The sequence below is a fragment of the Pseudomonas sp. A-RE-19 genome, assembly GCF_019956555.1.
Classification (GTDB): Bacteria; Pseudomonadota; Gammaproteobacteria; order Pseudomonadales; family Pseudomonadaceae; genus Aquipseudomonas.
The window spans coordinates 110,314-129,115 of record NZ_JAHBDQ010000044.1 but is presented as its reverse complement, the minus strand read 5'-3'; the positions used below and the strand labels follow the sequence as shown (position 1 = coordinate 129,115).

Genomic DNA, 18,802 nt, shown 5'->3' with positions numbered 1-18,802 from the left:
GTCCGGAGGCCCCATGGAACTGCGTCACCTGCGGTATTTTCAGGTGTTGGCTCAAACCCTCAACTTCACCCGCGCCGCCGAACTGCTGCACATCGCCCAACCGCCGCTGAGCCGGCAGATTCAGCAGCTGGAAGATGAACTCGGGGTGCTTCTGCTGGAGCGCGGCCGACCGTTGAAGCTGACCGACGCCGGACGGTTTTTCCATGAACATTCCACCGCCCTGCTCGAGCAATTGGGCAAAGTTTGCGACAACACGCGGCGGATCGGACTGGGCGAAAAGACCTGGCTGGGCATTGGTTTTGCGCCCTCGACACTCTATGGCGTGCTGCCGGAACTGATCCGCCGACTGCGCAGCGGCGAACCGCTGGCGCTGGAGTTGGGACTCTCGGAAATGACCACGTTGCAACAGGTGCAAGCGCTCAAGGCCGGGCGCATCGATGTCGGCTTCGGCCGCATCCGCATCGATGACCCGGCCATTCTTCAGACCGTGCTCACCGAAGACCGACTGGTCGCCGCCCTGCCCGCCGGCCATCCGCTCCTCGCCAGGCCCATCAGCCTTCGCGAGCTGGCGAAAGAACCCTTTGTGCTGTACCCCGGCAATCCACGCCCCAGCTACGCCGACCATGTGATCGCGTTATTCGAATCCTACGGCGTGCACATCAAGGTGGCGCAATGGACCAATGAGCTGCAAACAGCCATCGGTCTGGTGGGTGCGGGGATCGGGGTGACGCTGGTACCGGCCTCAGTGCAGTTGCTGCACCGTGACGACATTGGCTTCACCCCGGTGCTGGAAGACAACGCCACCTCGCCGATCATCCTCAGCAGGCGCGTAAGCGATGTATCGCCGGGGTTGAATCATTGCTTGCAGATGATCGATGAACTACTGCCACGCAACAGGCTCGAAAACCCGGTCAGTTAAACCGTCAGCTGGCGAAGCCTGCAATCTTTTGATCTTTGGCATTTTCAAAACCGCTGAAAATCAAAAGATCGCAGCCTGCGGCAGCTCCTACGCCACTACACAGTCAATCATCCCAACGTCGTTCAGTGAGAATCCCCGTCCCATATCCAGTTCCAGATCCCCGGCAAATGAACAGGCTCTGAACTGTCCAGGACAGTACGCGCCATGGCCGCCCGCTGCAGCGCCGTCGTGTCGTCGTAAAACGCTTTCTGTGCCGTGGTCACTCCCGTGGCGCGGGCGCTGTCGAGGAGGATTTGCAGGTATTCGCGGGTATGCCGGGCGGTATAACGATTCAGGTCATGAAAGGTCACCACCACCGGAATCACCCCGTCCACCGTCGGCAACTCGCCAAGGGCGATGCGCTCGCGAACTTCGGACAGCTGCCGCAGCATATTGGCCCGCCGCCGAGGGCTGGCGTTGAAGCCCCAGATCTTGCCGTCATTGGCGCTCAGGTCGGTCAGCAGTACGTGCATGCCATGCTGTTGGTAGGCGGCAAAGGTGCGCTTGTCGTAGTTCCAGAACGGCGGGCGCACCAGGGTCGGCGAGGCGCCAGTGATCGCGGCAATGTCTGCGCTGCCGTTGGTCAGCGACTGTTCCAGTTGTTCCGGGTCCAGGGAGCGATGGTTGGTGTGGTGGGGAGTGGCCGTGTGGAAGGCCAGCAGATGACCTTCGCTCTGTTCGCGCCGCATGAGTTGGCGGCCCACGTCACTGCCGCCGGCGCCTGAGGCGCGGGTCTGCACGAAGAACACGGCTTTGATGTCGGGTTGCAGCGGGTTACGCGCCAGGCTGTCGAGTACGGTGGCGGTCGGGTTGTAAAAACCGGACGCGCTGGGCCCGTCATCAAAGGTCAGCAGAAAACGAATCGGCGGTTGCGCCTGCAAACGCTGTTGCGTCTGCGGCGTCATTTCGATGGGCGCGGCGATGCAGCCAAACAGGCCGACTGCGATGGCGAATACGGATAAAACCTTGATCAACTGCTTCATGTTTTGCCTTGGGCCAGACCTTGCGGCCGTCACGTTTAATGGCAAAAACCCCTCGCCCATTTATCCTTCGATCGACCCGCCAATTGCTGCGAGCCGAGGTTGGATAAGGGTACACAGTGTTTGGTTCCAGCGCCTGTTCCCGAACTCGCGTGCCCGTCAGACTGTTTTGCCCCAAAAATCAAAAGATCGCAGCCTTCGGCAGCTCCTACATTAAATGGCGTAGGAGCTGCCGAAGGCTGCGATCTTTTGATTTTGATTACCAGCCGATCAGGGCTTCAGCGGGCGCTCCTGGTCACGGTCCGACAGCTCTTTACCGTCGTCGGGGTGTTTCCAGTCCGGCGTCGAGCGCCTCTGCTGTTCGAGCTCTTCTTCAGTCGGTTCATCGATGTCCTCATCCGGATCCGGACGCTTTGGTTCTGTGGCCATGTCCACCTCCCTTCCTCAAAGGATCAGTCATCTTTTTTTAAGCGTAGAACAGTTTCGGACGGGACGACTCAGAGCCACCACCGCAGCAAAAAGAAGAACCCCATGCTCAACAACATGCTGAGCAAAGTATTGCGGGTGTAAAGCACCAGGCCCACGGCCACCAGCGAACTGATCAGGTAGGGGTTATCCCACTGCAGGTTCAGCTGTTTGTCGGGCATGAACACAATCGGTCCGCAGATGGCGGTGAGCATGCCCGGCACCGCGAAACCGAGGAACTGCCGGGCATTGCTGCTCAAGCGCACTGGCAGTCGAGGCTCGAGAAATACGTAGCGGTTCAGGAACACCAGCAGGCCCATCCCGATAATCACAGCCCAGACCATCATGTGCGCCCCACGTAGAGTTTGTTGCAGATAAAGCCTGCGGTCATGCCCGCCAACCCCGACAGCACCAGCGCCGAGCCCCATTGCCAATAACTGAACAGCACCGAACAGAACAGAGAGACCGCCACGCAGACCACTGTCGGAACGTTGCGCACCACCGGCGTGATCAACGCGATAAAGGTCGCCGCGATGGAGAAGTCCAGCCCCAGGTGTTCAAGCCCAGGAATACTGCTGCCCAGCACAATGCCCGCCAGGGTAAAGAGGTTCCACGCGATGTAAAACGTCAGGCCCACACCCAGGGCGTACCAGCGATTGAATTGCTGTTTGTCATGCTGGCTGGTCAGGGCGAACAGTTCATCGGTGAGTAAAAAGCCCAGACCCACTCGCCAGCGGCCCGGCAATGGTGCAATCACCGAACGCATGCTCATCCCGTAAAGCAAATGCTGGGAAGTCAGCAACAACGTGGTCAGCAGAATCGAAAAGACTCCGGCGCCGCCCTTGAGCATGCCGATGGCGACCAGTTGCGCGGCACCGGCAAACACGATGCTCGATAAGCCCTGGCCTTGCAGGGGCGTGAGATTGGCTTCGATAGCCATGGATCCGGCCAGCAACCCCCAAGGCGCGGTCGCCAGGGACAACGGCATGATGGCTACGGCGCCGCGAAGGAACGCACTGCGCGATATGAGTGAGTTGGACATAACGCTCAACAACCAGAGGAAGACCTCCAACTGTGCCAGCACTCGTGACAGAAGGCATGAACAATTTTGTGCGCTTTTGGCGATCATCCCGCCCGAGTACCATGAAGCCATTCACATGACACGTCAGGGAGTCGACATGCTTTACCGAATCGCCGCCGACGGGCTGGTGCTGTCTCACTTGCTGTTCATTGTGTTCGTGCTGTTCGGCGGGCTGCTGGTGCTCAAATGGCATCACCTGGCCTGGTGGCATCTGCCCGCCGCCGCATGGGGCGTGATCGTGGAAGTGTTCCACCTGATGTGCCCGCTGACCGAATGGGAAAACCTCATGCGCCATGCGGCCGGGCAAACCGGTTACGGCGGCGGTTTTATCGAACATTACGTGTGGCCGATTATCTATCCGGCCGGGCTGACACCTGCGATTCAGCTGGGGCTGGGCAGCGTGGTGCTGGCGATCAACGTGCTGATCTACCTGCGGCTGATCCGGTTATGGAAGTTGCGGCACCCGACTCGGTCAGAGCAGTGATCCTGGTTGAATTCAATTGGCAATGACGCTCATGTTCCGACCGCTGGCCTTGGCCACATACAACGCCTTGTCGGCGGCACCGATCAGGTCTTCGGGCTGGCTCTGCGACGTCTGGTTGTAGGCGCAGACCCCGATACTGACCGTAACGGTACCTTCGGGACTGTCGCTGTGCTTGATGTCGGCTTGCTGAACCGCGCGACGGATCTTTTCCGCCACCAGAAATGCGCCCACATAGTCGGTGCCGGGTAGCACCACCGTAAATTCCTCGCCGCCAAAGCGGGCAGCCAGATCGCCGGGGCGCTTGATGTTGTCCGTGATGATGGCGCTGATCTTGCGCAAACACTCGTCCCCCGCCAAATGACCATAGCGATCGTTGAAGCTCTTGAAGTGATCGACATCGATCATCAGCAGCGCAAGGCTGGTGTGGGTACGTCTGGCGCGGCCCATTTCCGCCAGGATGAACACATCGAATTGCCGCCGGTTGGAAAGTCCGGTCAGCGCATCCTCCAGGGCCAGCAACTCAAGGCTGCGATTAACCTCAATGAGTTTTTCCTGAGCCCCCAGCAATTCGCTCTGAATAGTGTTCTGCTGCCTCATGAGACGAATCAGGCGATAACCGAGAACGCCCAGGAACCCCAGCAGCAATACGACGATGCCTGCGTTCAGCATTGACTCCTGCCGCCAGCCGGCCAGGACTTCATCCTTGTCGAGCGCGGTAAAGACGACAAGCGGATAACCCTCGACCCGCCGAAACCCCGCAACTCGCTCCACCCCGTCCATGTAGGACTTGACCACGGCCGTACCGGAATCGCCCTTGGGCAACAGTTGGGTAAACAGCGGCCCATTGGCGACGCTGGTGCCCATCTCAGCGTCGTTGAACGGGCGGCGAACAACGATGGTGGCATCGTCGGCGATCAGGTTGATCACGCCGTTCCTGCCCATGTCGATGCCGTTGTACAGATTCAGGAAATGGTTGAGATAAATCGTCGCCAGTGCCACACCGGCAAACCGGCCATCAGCGTGATTGATCCTGCGCGATACGGTCATGATCCACTCACCGGTCGAGCGGCTTTTTATCGACGGACCGATATGAGGCCCCCGGTCGGGATGATCACGGTGGTAGATGAAATATTCACGGTCGGCGTTATTGGCATTGGGCAGCACAGCATTATTGGAGTTGGCGAGCCAACGGCCTTCTTCGTCGTAAACGAACAGCCCATGGATCTGCGCCAACTCACCGCGCTGGGCGTGGAGCAAACGTTGCAGTCTGGGAAATTTCTCCGGTTCCATGCCATCGTTCTCGAGACGATCCACCAGAGCAAACAGCAGCGTATCGGCCTGCTTGATCGAGGCCTGAGCCTGCGAGGCCAGGGTTTGCGCCAGATTGGACATCGCCACTTCGCTGTTGCGCAAATGATACTGGCGCGAGTTCCAGCCTTCCACGATCACAACGGCCATCAAGGACAGGCACACCGCGAGCAGAAAAACCGCGTATCGAACCTTGAGCATCGATTCAAGCTGCTCGGGTACCGAAGGCGCGGCGAGCCGAGCGTTTTCAATACGATCGTTGACGGACGGATGTCCCATGACGCTCCCTGTTTTCTTGTTCCGTGGCGAATGTTCCCGTTCGCCCTTTTAGCGCCATCCAGCCGTGCCTGGCGCTCAGACCACTATGACCCATCAACGAATACGATAGGTGATTTACACGAAAACGCTCATCGAAATCATTCGTGCCCGTTACAGCGGCGCCTGCTTCATTGCCTCAAGCCAGGACGGATTCAATTGCGTCTGTTCGGTATCAATGCCCAGCGCTTGCATCCGTACCTTGTGCTGGTCCATCTCACGGGTCAACTGGCTATGGTCGCTGGAGTTGCCATCGAGCTGATGCATCTGGCTCAGTCCCAGATGATAAAAGCGCAGCAGCTTCATGGCGCTCGGATCACCCTTCTCTACCGCCGCCGTCACCTGGTGCATGATGTTGGTGATGCTCATCAGGCTGCGTTTGAGCTGCCAACCGTAGACCGCTGGCGCCATCCACGCCTGGGTCCAGAACGTGCCGCGTATCAGCGTCACCATCAGCAACAACGCGGCAAACACGCCGCCCACGTTGAAACGCAGATTATCGCCACCAGGCTCACCGAACAGCGCCACCGCCGCCGTGGACAGCACCATCGCCAGCGCCAGGAACATCAGGGCGATGATCACCGTGCTGCGCCGCGTCTGGCGTCGATAAGTTTCGGCATTCATCGGCTGGATTTCGAACATCGCGGCAGGCTTCCTTGGGTGTGTGAGCAAAAAGAGCGCAGGGCATTATCGCCTCCTCGAAAGATTTAGCTATGCTGGAGCTCCTTTTCATCTTTTCATCGTCAAACGGGGGACATGGCGATACAGCGCAGTTCGTGCCATCTTCATCATGGATACACACTATTCGGTTGCCATGCGCCGTTGCCGGCGGGTGACATCGTTTTAAGGATCATTGAATGACCCAACGACAAGTAATCAATGCCTCGGTCAGCCCTAAAGGCAGCCTGGAAACACTGTCCCAACGTGAAGTACAGCAACTGAGCGAAGCCGGAACCGGTCTCACCTACACCCTATTCCGCCAGTGCGCCCTGGCCATCCTCAATACCGGCGCCCACGTCGATAACGCCAAGACCATCCTGGAAGCCTACAAAGACTTCGAAATCCGCATTCACCAGCAAGACCGTGGCGTACGCCTGGAACTGCTGAATGCCCCGGCCGACGCCTTCGTCGATGGCGAAATGATCGCCAGCACCCGCGAAATGCTCTTCAGCGCACTGCGCGACATCGTCTACACCGAAAACGAACTCGACGCCTTGAGCATCGACCTGAGCACCTCCCAGGGCATCAGCGACTACGTCTTTCACCTGCTGCGCAACGCCCGCACCCTGCGTCCCGGCGTCGAACCGAAAATCGTGGTGTGCTGGGGCGGTCACTCGATCAACACCGAAGAATACAAATACACCAAGAAAGTCGGCCACGAACTCGGCCTGCGCAGCCTGGACATCTGCACCGGTTGCGGCCCGGGCGTGATGAAAGGCCCGATGAAAGGCGCGACCATCGCCCACGCCAAGCAGCGCATCCACGGCGGCCGCTACCTTGGCTTGACCGAGCCCGGGATCATCGCCGCCGAAGCGCCGAACCCGATCGTCAACGAACTGGTGATCCTGCCGGACATCGAGAAACGTCTGGAAGCCTTCGTGCGAGTCGGCCACGGCATCATCATTTTCCCGGGCGGCGCGGGCACGGCCGAAGAGTTCCTGTACCTGCTCGGCATCCTGATGCACCCGGACAACGAAAGCCTGCCCTTCCCCGTGGTCCTCACCGGGCCGAAAAGTGCCGCGCCGTATCTGGAGCAGTTGCACGCCTTCGTCGGAGCGACCCTCGGTGAAGCCGCGCAGCAGCACTACGAGATCATCATCGACGACCCGGTTGAAGTGGCGCGGCAGATGACCCAGGGCCTCAAAGAGGTCAAACAGTTCCGGCGCGAGCGCAACGACGCGTTCCATTTCAACTGGCTGCTGAAGATCGACGAAGGCTTCCAGCGCCCGTTCGACCCGACCCACGCCAACATGGCCAACCTGCAATTGAGCCGCAACCTGCCGTCCCACGAACTGGCCGCCAACCTGCGCCGCGCGTTCTCCGGCATCGTCGCCGGCAACGTCAAGGACAAGGGCATCCGCCTGATCGAAGAACACGGGCCGTACCAGATCCGTGGCGATGCAGCGGTCATGCAGCCGCTGGACAAATTGCTCAAGGCCTTCGTCGCCCAGCACCGGATGAAACTGCCGGGTGGCGCGGAGTATGTGCCGTGCTACCAAGTGGTGGCATGACGTAGCAGACCTTGTGGGAGCGAGCAGGCTCGCTCCCACAATTTTTACATTTGGGGGCTGGGTCAGTCCGTCGTGTTAAAAATGGACTCACAGTAAATCCCCTGTGGGAGCGAGCCTGCTCGCGATGAGGCCCGAAAGCCCCCCTCCAACTGTCGGTCAACCCGCCAATCGCGCCGCAAGAGACTTCGCCTGGCTCGCCACATCAGTCACCGCCGTGCTCTCCCACCACATCCCGCGCAACGGTGGGCCCATGGCGAACAAACGGCTGGCGACCTGCCCATCGGCGCCGAGTACCGCGCCGTCATCCGCCGCCGCAATCCCCAACGCCAGTGGCCCCGGCCGCACCAGCCCGCGCGCCAATAGCTGCTGCGGCAATGGCCGCGCCACCCGCCGCCAGTCATATTCGATACCGCTGGAGTTGATCAGCGCCGCGCCGTGTACCACGCAGGTTTGCGCCTCGCCACGCCGTCGAATGCGGATACTCACCCCGTTCAATGAAGGCTCCAGCCCTTTGAACGATGCAGCATGAATCCGCAACCGCCCTTCCCCATGCAGCCGCGCCACCAACTCGGCGCTCAATGGCGGCGATCGATGGTGATGACTCTCCCACCACGGCCGCACATGCCGCACAAACTGCCGACGCTGCACATCCGTCGCCTGACTCCACAACCGCCCGATGTGCGCCCGCACGGTGTCGAGTGGCGCTTGCCAATCAATGCCCTGCGCGATGGCATCGAGGCAATGCCGACGCAGTTCGCGCATCAGCTGACGCGGTGTGCGAATGCTGTGATCCTCGGCCAAAAAATCCGCCCAGGCCGGAGGCTGTCGCCGCACATGCGGCAGCAGGCCATGACGGGAAAACACTTCGATCGGCCCGCGATGCCCGGCCTGCTCCAGCGACACCACAGCATCGACCATGGTCAGGCCCGAGCCGATGATCAGCACCGTCGACTGTGGATCAAGCTGACGCATGGCGGTCACATCCCAGGGATCAAGCGCCGCTGCGTTCAAGCCGCTGGATTCGGTTTGCGGCGTGCGCGCGGCGGCGAACATGCCCGTGGCCAGCACCGCATAGGCGCCCCGCAAACGCTGGCCATCGTTCAAGGTCAGGCGCACCGAATCGATATCGATCTGCACATCAACCACTTCCGCGCGCACATGCTCCACCGTCGAACCGTACCGCGCGCCAACCGCCTGGGCCTCGGCCAGACGCTGCTGCACATAGACGCCAAACAACCCGCGCGGCGGGAACAGTTCGCTGATCGGCACATGCTGCTCATCCGATTCCGGCCAACCGCCAGCCGCGATGTATTCGGTCAGCCATTGAGTCAAATCATCAGCGTTGTCCGGGTCAACGCTCATCCGCGCCGCGTTGCCGTTGAGCGTATGGCCCAACTCCACCGCGCTGTACGCTTCGCCCCGACCGAGTTCGGCGCGAGGTTCGATCACCAGCACCTGACGCTTGCCCGGCAAGCGCAGCAACTGCACCGCCAGCATCGCGCCGCTGAGGCCGCCGCCGATGATCAGGATGTCCGCGTGGCGAATGGCGTCGGTCGCCTGTCCGCTTGGGGTGTCAGTCATGGCGTGCTCACTGATCAATGTTTCCCTGGATAGAAGTCGTGCAGATCGCTCCGTGCCAAGCCATCGCTGAAGGCAAGCCCAAAACACCCCCTGTGGGAGCGGGCTTGCCCGCGAAGACACCGGCCTATTCAGCATGGGTATCGTCAGTCACACCGACATCGCAGGCAAGCCCTCGCTCACCAGGACGTGTGTTGTATTTAAGTCATTCAGGCAGACGCTGCATTTTTTGTTTTGAGCAACGAAGCAACTCAATCAAAAGAATGGAGGATGGAGGATGGAGGATGGAGGATGGAGGATGGAGGATGTCATAGAGCATTGGATCGGAATGAACAGGATTACCAGCTGAGTTCCAGATGATGTATCTGAATTCCTTCTGCCGCCCTGTGCTCTTCAGTAAGACTGTTTTTGGCACCCTGCATACGTAAAAGTCTCCGGGCGGGTTACTACTCGAAGCCTGCGCAACCATTTGATCGTCAATCAATACCTCGATTGAGTCGTCCGGTTGAGTGTTGGGCGGGACAGGAATAAGGGCAGTGGCACCGGCAGTTGGGACATCTATCAGCTTAATGACCTTACCTATAGCCTCTTTTATTATTAGCGGTTCCAAAACTGCCATTTTCTGCATCCCTATATAGACGGTCGGATCTCGGCAACGAGCCGAACTCCAGTTAGAGGTCAATCTCGCTCCATGTCTACTATCAGAATTAACAGGTATTGCACGTTTCCCTATGAATAGTGCTGCCCGCTCAAATCACCACATTGCGCACAAACCGCGCCGCCACTTCCCCGTCATTGCGATAGGAATGCGGCTGGTTGCTGGCGAACATGAAGAACTCACCGGCGCCGATGTGTTGCTGCTGATCGCCCAGAACCAGGGTCAGGCAGCCTTCGAATACGTAGAGCTGTTCACTCCAGCCATCGGCGTCCGGTTGCGACGGGTAAATTTCGCCCGGTTGCAGGCACCATTCCCATTGTTCCACTTCACGGGTGGCGGTGGCTTTTGACAGTAAAACGGCTTTGCTGCCGGGGATCGTTCCGGCCCATGCGACTTCGTTGATGCGACTCGGGTCGCGGGCATCCGGGGCCTGAATCAGATCGCTGAAGGCGACATCCAGCGCTTCGGCCACGCGGTCGAGGGTGGTCAGGCTGACGTTCTTCTCGCCGGCCTCGATGGCCACCAGCATCCGGCGGCTGACCCCGGACTTTTCGGCCAAGGCGCTCTGGCTCATGTCGGCGGCGTGGCGCAGACGTCGAACGTTCTGGCTGACGTGCTGGAGGACCGACGCCCGTTGGGTGGAATCTTTGTGCACTATATTGCTCACTTGGTGGTGTTGCGCAGTATACTGCCCAACTTCCGGCGCATTGTGCGTCTCCCTCAGGTAGCGCGCAAGGTCATGACGTCGGTGAACTCCTCCCCTGCTTCCTCCCGTTTCTCACGGTTCAGCAATGCCGAATGCGTGCTGGTGCTGATCACCATGATCTGGGGTGGGACCTTTTTGCTGGTGCAGCATGCGATGACCGTCAGTGGGCCGATGTTTTTCGTCGGCCTGCGTTTTGCCGCGGCGGCGACTCTCGTGGCGCTGTTCTCCTGGCGTCATCTGCGCGAACTGACCCTGTTCGAACTCAAGGCCGGATCGTTTATCGGCGTGGCGATCATGCTCGGTTACGGCTTGCAGACCGTGGGTTTGCAGAGCATTCCCAGCAGTCAATCGGCGTTTATCACCGCGCTGTATGTGCCGTTCGTGCCGTTGCTGCAATGGCTGGTACTGGGGCGGCGCCCGGGGCTGATGCCGAGCATCGGGATCATGCTGGCCTTTACCGGGTTGATGTTGCTGTCGGGCCCTTCTGGCGCTTCTCTCAATTTCAGCCCCGGTGAAATCGCCACCTTGATCAGTGCCGTGGCGATTGCGGCGGAGATCATTCTGATCAGCACTTATGCCGGCCAGGTCGATGTGCGCCGGGTGACGGTGGTGCAACTGGCGGTAACTTCGGTGTTGGCGTTTCTGATGGTGGTGCCGACTCAGGAAGTGATTCCGGGGTTCTCCTGGTTGCTGTTGTGCAGCGCACTGGGCCTGGGCGCGGCGAGTGCGGCGATTCAGGTGGCGATGAACTGGGCGCAGAAAAGTGTTTCGCCGACGCGGGCGACGCTGATCTATGCCGGGGAACCGGTGTGGGCCGGGATTGCCGGGCGGATTGCCGGAGAGCGGTTGCCGGCGATTGCCTTGCTGGGGGCGGGGTTGATTGTAGCGGCGGTGATTGTCAGTGAGTTGAAGACCAAGGGTAAGGTGGCTGCCGAAGTTGATGAAGCCTTGGAGAGCGAAAGCGGCAATTAACAGCAAGATCAAAAGATCGCAGCCTTCGGCAGCTCCTACAGGAATACACGTTCCCCTGTAGGAGCTGCCGAAGGCTGCGATCTTTTCGGGGATCCCCCCTCTCCCTTGAAACAATGATAAACAAGAACTTTCCGCCTACCTTGTAGGATTCTGCGACAGCTTGGCGTTTGGTGATCCGGGAGCTGGCACGTATGATGCTTCACAAACTTCCGCAGATTAGAAGCCTATGTCTCTGATAGTTCTACTGCTTCTGCCTTTTATCGGCAGCTGTCTGGCAGCCTTGCTGCCGCACAACGCGCGTAATACCGAATCGCTGTTGGCTGGCTTGGTGGCCCTGATCGGCACCGTCCAGGTCGCCCTCTTGTACCCGCAAATCGCCCATGGCGGCGTGATCCGCGAAGAATTCTTCTGGCTACCGAGCCTTGGCCTGAACTTCGTCCTGCGCATGGACGGTTTCGCCTGGCTGTTCTCGCTGCTGGTGCTGGGCATCGGCACACTGGTTTCTCTGTACGCCCGTTATTACATGTCACCGGACGATCCGGTGCCGCGCTTCTTCGCGTTTTTTCTGGCGTTCATGGGCGCCATGCTGGGGCTGGTGATCTCCGGAAACCTGATCCAGATGGTGTTTTTCTGGGAGCTGACCAGCCTCTTCTCATTCCTGTTGATCGGCTACTGGCACCACCGCGCCGATGCGCGACGTGGCGCCTATATGGCGTTGATGGTCACCGGCGCCGGTGGCTTGTGTTTGCTGGCGGGGGTCATGCTGCTCGGCCATGTGGTCGGCAGCTATGACCTGGATAAGGTCCTGGCCGCCGGCGATCTGATTCGCGCCCATGCCCTTTACCCCATCCTCTTGCCCCTGATCCTGATCGGCGCCTTGAGCAAAAGTGCGCAGTTCCCCTTCCACTTCTGGCTACCCCACGCCATGGCGGCACCGACACCGGTTTCGGCGTATCTGCACTCGGCAACCATGGTCAAGGCCGGTGTTTTCCTGCTCGCACGCCTGTGGCCATCGCTCTCGGGTAGCGAAGAATGGTTCTACATCGTCGGCGGAGCCGGGGCTTGCACCCTGTTGCTCGGCGCTTACTGCGCGATGTTCCAGAATGACCTCAAGGGCCTGCTGGCCTACTCGACCATCAGCCACCTGGGGCTGATCACCCTGCTGCTTGGGCTGAACAGTCCGCTGGCTGCCGTGGCCGCGGTGTTCCACATTCTCAACCACGCTACGTTCAAGGCCTCGCTGTTCATGGCCGCCGGGATCATCGACCACGAAAGTGGCACCCGGGACATTCGCAAGCTCAGCGGCCTGATCAAACTGATCCCGTTCACCGCCACCCTGGCCATGGTCGCCAGCGCCTCCATGGCTGGCGTGCCGCTGCTCAACGGTTTCCTGTCGAAAGAGATGTTCTTCGCCGAAACGGTGTTCATCAACGCGACGGCCTGGATCGAGATGACTCTGCCCATCGTTGCGACCATCGCCGGGACGTTCAGCGTGGCTTATTCCCTGCGCTTCACCGTCGACGTGTTCTTCGGCCCGACCGCCACCGACCTGCCGCACACCCCGCACGAGCCGCCACGCTGGATGCGCGCGCCAGTGGAATTGCTGGTGTTCACCTGCCTGGTGGTGGGGATTTTTCCCGCTCAAGTGGTTGGTCCGTTGCTCGCGGCGGCGGCATTGCCGGTGGTGGGCGGCACGCTGCCCGAGTACAGCCTGGCGATCTGGCACGGGTGGAACGCGCCGATGATCATGAGCCTGATCGCCATGTCCGGCGGCATCACGCTCTATCTGCTGCTGCGCAATCAGCTCAAGCGCGGACGCTTCAACTCCCCGCCGCTGATCAGCCGTTTCAATGGCAAGCGCCTGTTCGAGCGCGGGCTGGTGATCATGATGCGCCTGGCCCGTCGTCTGGAGCGGCGGATCAGTACCCGGCGCCTGCAAACCCAACTGTTTCTGGTCGTCCTCGCCGCGGTGCTGGCCGGGTTGATCCCGATGCTGCACAGCAGCCTGAGTTGGGGCGAAAGGCCGAAAATCCAGGGCTCGATCGTGTTCGTGATCCTCTGGCTGCTGGCGATTGCCTGCGCCCTTGGCGCGGCGTGGCAAGCCAAGTATCACCGGCTCGCGGCCCTGACCATGGTCAGCGTCTGCGGCCTGATGACCTGCGTGACCTTCGTCTGGTTCTCGGCGCCGGATCTGGCCCTGACGCAACTGGTGGTCGAGGTGGTGACCATGGTGCTGATCCTCCTCGGCCTGCGCTGGCTACCTCGTCGGATCGAAGAAGTGTCGCCATTACCGAGCAGCCTGCGCAAGGCGCGGGTACGAAGGGTTCGCGACTTGCTGCTATCGACGGTGGTCGGTGGCGGCATGGCGCTGCTGTCCTACGCGATGCTGACCCGCCAGACGCCCAACGACATTTCCTCGTTCTACCTCAGTCGCGCCCTGCCCGAAGGCGGCGGCAGCAACGTGGTCAACGTGATGCTGGTGGACTTCCGTGGCTTCGACACCCTCGGCGAAATCACCGTGCTGGTGGCCGTGGCCCTGGCCGTGTTCGCCCTGCTGCGACGCTTCCGTCCACCGAAAGAAAGCCTGCAGCTGCCAGCCCAACAGCGCTTGCTGGCGCCCGACGTGGTCACCGATCTGGTCAACCCGCGTCACGCCAGCGACACCGCGCTCGGTTTCATGATGGTGCCAGCGGTGCTGGTCCGTCTGCTGTTGCCGATTGCGCTTGTGGTGTCGGTCTATCTGTTCATGCGCGGCCACAATCAACCCGGTGGCGGTTTCGTCGCAGGCCTGGTGATGTCGGTGGCGTTCATCCTGCAATACATGGTCGCCGGCACCCAGTGGGTCGAGGCGCAAATGAGCCTGCGACCGCTGCGCTGGATGGGTACCGGACTGCTGGTCGCCACGGTCACCGGGCTCGGGGCGATGGTGGTCGGCTATCCATTCCTGACCACTCACACCTGGCATTTCGAATTACCGGTGCTGGGGGATATTCACATCGCCAGCGCGCTGTTCTTCGACATCGGTGTTTACGCCGTAGTGGTCGGTTCGACCCTGTTGATCCTGACCGCCCTCGCCCACCAATCGGTACGTGGTCATAAAACCAGCGCACAACCCAAGCCCCTGGCCAAAGCGGCTGCCACGCAAGGAGCCATCTGATGGAAGAAGTCATCGCAATCGCCATCGGTGTGCTGGCCGCGTCCGGCGTGTGGCTGCTGCTGCGACCCCGAACGTTCCAGGTGGTCATGGGCCTGTGCCTGCTGTCTTACGGCGTCAATCTGTTCATCTTCAGCATGGGCAGCCTGTTCATCGGCAAGGAGCCGAACATCAAGGACGGCGTGCCTCAGGATTTGCTGCACTACACCGACCCGCTGCCGCAAGCACTGGTGCTGACTGCGATCGTCATCAGCTTCGCCATGACCGCGCTGTTCCTGGTGGTGCTGCTCGCTTCCCGGGGCCTGACCGGTACCGACCATGTGGATGGCCGGGAGCCTAAAGAATGAATCCGATGGCGCACCTGATTGCCGCCCCGATTTTGCTACCGCTGCTGACCGCCGCCGTGATGCTGATGCTGGGCGAGAAACACCGCCCGTTAAAGGCCAAAATCAACCTGTTCTCCAGCCTGCTGGGGCTGGGCATTGCCGTGATGCTGCTGCAATGGACGCAAACCACCGGCGTGCCCGGCTCCATCGGTGTGTACCTGCCGGGCAACTGGCAGGTGCCGTTCGGTATTGTGCTGGTGGTCGATCGTCTGTCGGCACTGATGCTGGTGCTGACCGGGATCATCGGCGTCAGCGCGTTGCTGTTCGCCATGGCCCGATGGGACGGCGCCGGTTCGAGTTTCCACGCGCTGTTCCAGATTCAGTTGATGGGCCTGTACGGCGCCTTCCTGACGGCGGACCTGTTCAACCTGTTCGTGTTTTTTGAAGTGTTGCTGGCCGCCTCTTACGGGCTGATGCTGCACGGTTCGGGCCGGGCGCGGGTGTCGTCGGGGCTGCATTACATCTCGATCAACCTGCTGGCGTCGTCGCTGTTCCTGATTGGCGCGGCGTTGATCTATGGCGTCACCGGTACGCTGAACATGGCCGACCTGGCGCTGAAAATCCCGTTGGTGCCGGAAGCCGATCGCGGCTTGCTGCATGCCGGCGCGGCGATTCTGGCGATAGCCTTCCTGGCCAAGGCCGGGATGTGGCCGCTGAATTTCTGGCTGGTGCCAGCCTATTCCGCGGCCAGCGCACCGGTGGCAGCGATGTTCGCGATCATGACCAAGGTCGGCGTCTACACCTTGCTCCGCTTGTGGACGCTGCTGTTCTCCGGGCAGGCCGGTGCGTCGGCATACTTCGGTGGCGACTGGCTGATCTACGGCGGCATGGCGACTATCGTCTGTGCTGCCGTGGCGATTCTTGCCGCGCAACGCCTGGAACGCATGGCCAGCCTGAGTATTCTGGTGTCGGCAGGCATTCTGTTGTCGGCCATCGGTTTCGCCCAACCGAACCTCATCGGCGCGGCGCTGTTCTATCTGGTCAGCTCGACCCTGGCCCTGAGCGCGCTGTTCCTGCTGGCCGAGTTGATCGAGCGTTCGCGTTCAGCCAACGAAATGCCGCTGTTCGATGACGGCGAGCTGCTTCCACGGCCTCTGGAATCCTTGCAGCCACCCAAGGGCATCAACCTCGATGACGACCGCAAAGCCGTGGTCGGTCAGGTGATCCCCTGGACCATGGCCTTCCTTGGCCTGAGCTTCATCGCCTGCGCCCTGCTGATCATCGGCATGCCACCGCTTTCCGGGTTTATCGGCAAACTCAGCCTGCTCAGCGCCCTGCTCAATCCGCTGGGTCTGGGTCATGGCGGCGACGTACCGGTGTCGAACGGCGCGTGGGGGTTGCTCGCCCTGTTGATCCTGTCCGGGCTGGCTTCGCTGATCGCTTTCTCGCGTGTGGGCATCCAGCGTTTCTGGACCCCGCAAGAGCGGCCGTCACCCTTGCTGCGGCGCTTGGAATGCGTGCCGATCGTCGTACTACTGGGCTTGAGTATTGCGCTGACGTTCAAGGCGGAACCGCTGCTGCGCTACACCCAAGCGGCTGCGCAGACGTTGAATAACCCTCAGCAATACGTGATGGCGGTGCTTGGCACCCGTGCGATTCCGAGCCCGGAAGCGAAGGCCGCACGGCTGGAGGTGCAACCATGAAGCGTCTGTTTCCCGCACCGTGGTTGTCACTGGCGTTGTGGCTGCTGTGGCTGGTGTTGAATCTGTCGATGAGCCCCGGCAATTTGCTGCTGGGCGCCATGCTGGGGTTCTGCGCGCCGTTGATGATGCGCAAGCTGCGGCCGCTGCCGATCCGCATTCGTCGCCCCGGGGTGATCCTGCGTTTGTTCTTGCTGGTCGGGCGCGACGTACTTGTGTCCAACCTCGCGGTGGCCTGGGGCGTGCTCAACGCGGACCGTCGTGCACCTCGCTCACGGTTCATCAAGGTGCCGCTGGACTTGCGCGACGCCAACGGCCTGGCGGCGCTGTCGATGATCTGCACGGTAATCCCCGGCACGGTCTGGTCGGAGCTGGCACTGGATCGCAGCATTCTGTTGCTGCACGTTTTCGATCTGGATGACGAAGGCCCATTCATCCAGCACTTCAAGACGACCTACGAGCGCCCCTTGATGGAGATCTTCGAATGAGCGAATTACTGTCGAACGCGATCCTGCTGAGCCTGTTCATTTTTTCGGTGGCGATGATTCTGACCCTGATCAGGCTGTTCAAGGGGCCGTCGGCCCAGGATCGGGTTCTGGCCCTGGATTACCTGTACATCGTCGCCATGCTGATGATGCTCGCGCTGGGCATTCGTTATGCCAGTGACACTTACTTCGAGGCGGCGCTGCTGATCGCCCTGTTCGGCTTCGTCGGCTCGTTTGCCCTGGCCAAATTCCTGCTGCGCGGCGAGGTGATCGAATGAGCGCCGAACTGTCTCTGTGGGTGGAAATACCGGTGGCGATTCTGCTGGTGCTCAGCAGTCTGTTTGCGCTGATCGGCGCGGTAGGGCTGCTGCGGATGAAGGATTATTTCCAGCGCATGCACCCGCCGGCACTGGCCTCGACACTGGGCGCGTGGTGCGTGGCATTGGCCTCGATCATTTACTTTTCGGCGCTCAACTCGGCGCCAGTGTTGCATGCCTGGCTGATCCCGATTCTGCTGTCCATCACCGTGCCGGTGACCACGCTGCTGCTGGCCCGGGCGGCGTTGTTTCGCAAGCGCATGGCGGGGGATGATGTGCCGGCTGAGGTGAGTAGCCGGCGCACAGGAAGCGAGAGTTAGTTCAGGGATTTGTGTTGTTTGGCGGCGCCTCTTCGCGGGCAAGCCTCGCTCCTACAAGGTCTGCGCATGATCTGTAGGAGCGAGGCTTGTCCGCGAAGCTTTTCAGATCCAGGCCACTGCCAACAACCCCGCACCCAACACCACACACAACGGCGAATACGCCCACGTATCCAGCCGGGCAAACCTCGAATCCTTGACCTGCTTGAAGAACCCCACCAGGTTCGAATCGCCGATCGCCCGGGCGAACATCAGCATTGCGATCGCGCTGATCACCCATTGCAAAGACCAGTGATGCACCGTGGGCAGATACAGCCCGACCCGCAGACACACCAGCATCGCGATCAGCAGCAAACCTACCGCCACCAGCAACGTGGCATAGCCCGACGGATTGAATGCAGGCTTTGACTCCTCGCCGCCCTCCCCGGGCACTCGTGGCACCGATACCTCGCTGCCCCACTTGCCACCCGCCGCCCAATACAGGTGTAAAAGGCTGATACATAGAAAGATTGCAGCAATCCATTGCGCGACCAAAAGGCTCATATTCAGACATCCAGCGTGAAATGTTGCAGCAGGATGAACTTCCTTGCGCGTTTTTGTAAGGGTATTCGCTTTCTAACAGTAGCTCGGCTGCAAACGCGGTTGGAAGCGCCCCCCGGTAGGAGCTGCCGCAGGCTGCAATCTTTTGATCTTGTTTTTCAGAAGCAAAGTCAAAAGATCGCAGCCTGCGCCAGCTCCTACGGGTTTTATGTACACCCGAGAATTTC

The 18,802-nt window shown here is 60.5% G+C and carries 20 protein-coding genes; 10 read left to right on the top strand and 10 right to left on the bottom strand.

Annotated features, from left to right (window positions below):
• Positions 1-13 precede the first annotated feature (13 nt).
• On the top strand, positions 14-919 hold the full coding sequence (locus KGB14_RS22335) for a LysR family transcriptional regulator (protein ID WP_223488854.1): 906 nt from the start codon (positions 14-16) through the stop codon (positions 917-919).
• A gap of 122 nt (positions 920-1,041) precedes the next feature.
• Here KGB14_RS22335 and KGB14_RS22330 read toward each other — a convergent pair whose 3' ends face one another.
• The 4 genes from KGB14_RS22330 to KGB14_RS22315 all read right to left on the bottom strand — a co-directional run bounded on the left by KGB14_RS22330 (position 1,042) and on the right by KGB14_RS22315 (position 3,445).
• The gene (locus KGB14_RS22330; protein WP_223488853.1) at positions 1,042-1,941 is read right to left on the bottom strand and encodes a polysaccharide deacetylase family protein; all 900 of its coding nucleotides are present in this window, start codon (positions 1,939-1,941) and stop codon (positions 1,042-1,044) included.
• 267 nt (positions 1,942-2,208) lie between these two features.
• Positions 2,209-2,367, bottom strand: coding sequence for a hypothetical protein (locus tag KGB14_RS22325; protein WP_007895518.1), 159 nt, complete (start codon positions 2,365-2,367; stop codon positions 2,209-2,211).
• A 68-nt stretch (positions 2,368-2,435) separates the two neighbouring features.
• The gene (locus KGB14_RS22320) at positions 2,436-2,747 is read right to left on the bottom strand and encodes an AzlD domain-containing protein (RefSeq protein ID WP_162830927.1); all 312 of its coding nucleotides are present in this window, start codon (positions 2,745-2,747) and stop codon (positions 2,436-2,438) included.
• Positions 2,747-3,445: an AzlC family ABC transporter permease gene (locus tag KGB14_RS22315; protein ID WP_223488852.1), complete on the bottom strand. Its 699-nt coding sequence runs from the start codon at positions 3,443-3,445 to the stop codon at positions 2,747-2,749. Before KGB14_RS22315 ends, KGB14_RS22320 begins: the two co-directional genes overlap by 1 nt.
• 136 nt (positions 3,446-3,581) lie before the next feature.
• Here KGB14_RS22315 and KGB14_RS22310 point away from each other — a divergent pair, with 136 nt between their 5' ends.
• Complete coding sequence (locus tag KGB14_RS22310) at positions 3,582-3,968, top strand: DUF2784 domain-containing protein (protein ID WP_223488851.1); 387 nt, start codon at positions 3,582-3,584, stop codon at positions 3,966-3,968.
• Positions 3,969-3,980: 12 nt separating this feature from the next.
• On the opposite strand, the gene KGB14_RS22305 is transcribed toward KGB14_RS22310, so the two are convergent.
• Both KGB14_RS22305 and KGB14_RS22300 read right to left on the bottom strand, forming a co-directional pair.
• A complete protein-coding gene (locus KGB14_RS22305) occupies positions 3,981-5,555 on the bottom strand; it encodes a sensor domain-containing diguanylate cyclase (protein ID WP_223488850.1) in 1,575 nt (524 codons plus the stop codon).
• A 150-nt stretch (positions 5,556-5,705) separates the two neighbouring features.
• Positions 5,706-6,233, bottom strand: coding sequence for a DUF3087 domain-containing protein (locus tag KGB14_RS22300; protein ID WP_223488849.1), 528 nt, complete (start codon positions 6,231-6,233; stop codon positions 5,706-5,708).
• 215 nt (positions 6,234-6,448) lie between these two features.
• Between KGB14_RS22300 and ppnN the strand changes: the two genes are divergently transcribed.
• A complete protein-coding gene (ppnN, locus tag KGB14_RS22295) occupies positions 6,449-7,822 on the top strand; it encodes a nucleotide 5'-monophosphate nucleosidase PpnN (RefSeq protein WP_223488848.1) in 1,374 nt (457 codons plus the stop codon).
• Between the two features lie 156 nt (positions 7,823-7,978).
• Here the strand turns inward: ppnN and KGB14_RS22290 are convergent, their stop codons facing one another.
• The 3 genes from KGB14_RS22290 to KGB14_RS22280 form a co-directional block, all read right to left on the bottom strand.
• Positions 7,979-9,403, bottom strand: coding sequence for an FAD/NAD(P)-binding protein (locus KGB14_RS22290; protein ID WP_223488847.1), 1,425 nt, complete (start codon positions 9,401-9,403; stop codon positions 7,979-7,981).
• Between the two features lie 202 nt (positions 9,404-9,605).
• Positions 9,606-10,019 (bottom strand): hypothetical protein, encoded by a 414-nt coding sequence (locus KGB14_RS22285; protein WP_223488846.1) that lies wholly within the window; start codon positions 10,017-10,019, stop codon positions 9,606-9,608.
• Between the two features lie 130 nt (positions 10,020-10,149).
• The gene (locus KGB14_RS22280) at positions 10,150-10,713 is read right to left on the bottom strand and encodes a helix-turn-helix domain-containing protein (RefSeq protein WP_223488845.1); all 564 of its coding nucleotides are present in this window, start codon (positions 10,711-10,713) and stop codon (positions 10,150-10,152) included.
• Here KGB14_RS22280 and KGB14_RS22275 point away from each other — a divergent pair.
• The 7 genes from KGB14_RS22275 (at position 10,708) to KGB14_RS22245 (ending at position 18,038) form a co-directional block, all read left to right on the top strand.
• Complete coding sequence (locus KGB14_RS22275; protein ID WP_223488844.1) at positions 10,708-11,736, top strand: DMT family transporter; 1,029 nt, start codon at positions 10,708-10,710, stop codon at positions 11,734-11,736. The two genes, KGB14_RS22280 and KGB14_RS22275, sit on opposite strands and share 6 nt — an antisense overlap.
• A gap of 226 nt (positions 11,737-11,962) precedes the next feature.
• Positions 11,963-14,893, top strand: a complete 2,931-nt coding sequence (locus KGB14_RS22270) for a monovalent cation/H+ antiporter subunit A (RefSeq protein ID WP_223488843.1) — start codon at positions 11,963-11,965, stop codon at positions 14,891-14,893.
• Positions 14,893-15,237: a Na+/H+ antiporter subunit C gene (locus KGB14_RS22265; RefSeq protein ID WP_007895429.1), complete on the top strand. Its 345-nt coding sequence runs from the start codon at positions 14,893-14,895 to the stop codon at positions 15,235-15,237. The genes KGB14_RS22270 and KGB14_RS22265 overlap by 1 nt, the downstream gene beginning before the upstream one ends.
• On the top strand, positions 15,234-16,919 hold the full coding sequence (locus KGB14_RS22260; RefSeq protein WP_223488842.1) for a monovalent cation/H+ antiporter subunit D: 1,686 nt from the start codon (positions 15,234-15,236) through the stop codon (positions 16,917-16,919). Before KGB14_RS22265 ends, KGB14_RS22260 begins: the two co-directional genes overlap by 4 nt.
• Positions 16,916-17,404 (top strand): Na+/H+ antiporter subunit E, encoded by a 489-nt coding sequence (locus KGB14_RS22255; protein WP_223488841.1) that lies wholly within the window; start codon positions 16,916-16,918, stop codon positions 17,402-17,404. Before KGB14_RS22260 ends, KGB14_RS22255 begins: the two co-directional genes overlap by 4 nt.
• Entirely contained in the window at positions 17,401-17,679 is a 279-nt protein-coding gene (locus KGB14_RS22250) for a K+/H+ antiporter subunit F (RefSeq protein WP_223488840.1), read from the top strand. The genes KGB14_RS22255 and KGB14_RS22250 overlap by 4 nt, the downstream gene beginning before the upstream one ends.
• The gene (locus KGB14_RS22245) at positions 17,676-18,038 is read left to right on the top strand and encodes a Na+/H+ antiporter subunit G (RefSeq protein WP_223488839.1); all 363 of its coding nucleotides are present in this window, start codon (positions 17,676-17,678) and stop codon (positions 18,036-18,038) included. The genes KGB14_RS22250 and KGB14_RS22245 overlap by 4 nt, the downstream gene beginning before the upstream one ends.
• A gap of 102 nt (positions 18,039-18,140) precedes the next feature.
• On the opposite strand, the gene KGB14_RS22240 is transcribed toward KGB14_RS22245, so the two are convergent.
• Positions 18,141-18,578, bottom strand: coding sequence for a DUF3995 domain-containing protein (locus KGB14_RS22240; protein ID WP_223488838.1), 438 nt, complete (start codon positions 18,576-18,578; stop codon positions 18,141-18,143).
• Positions 18,579-18,802: the final 224 nt, after the last annotated feature.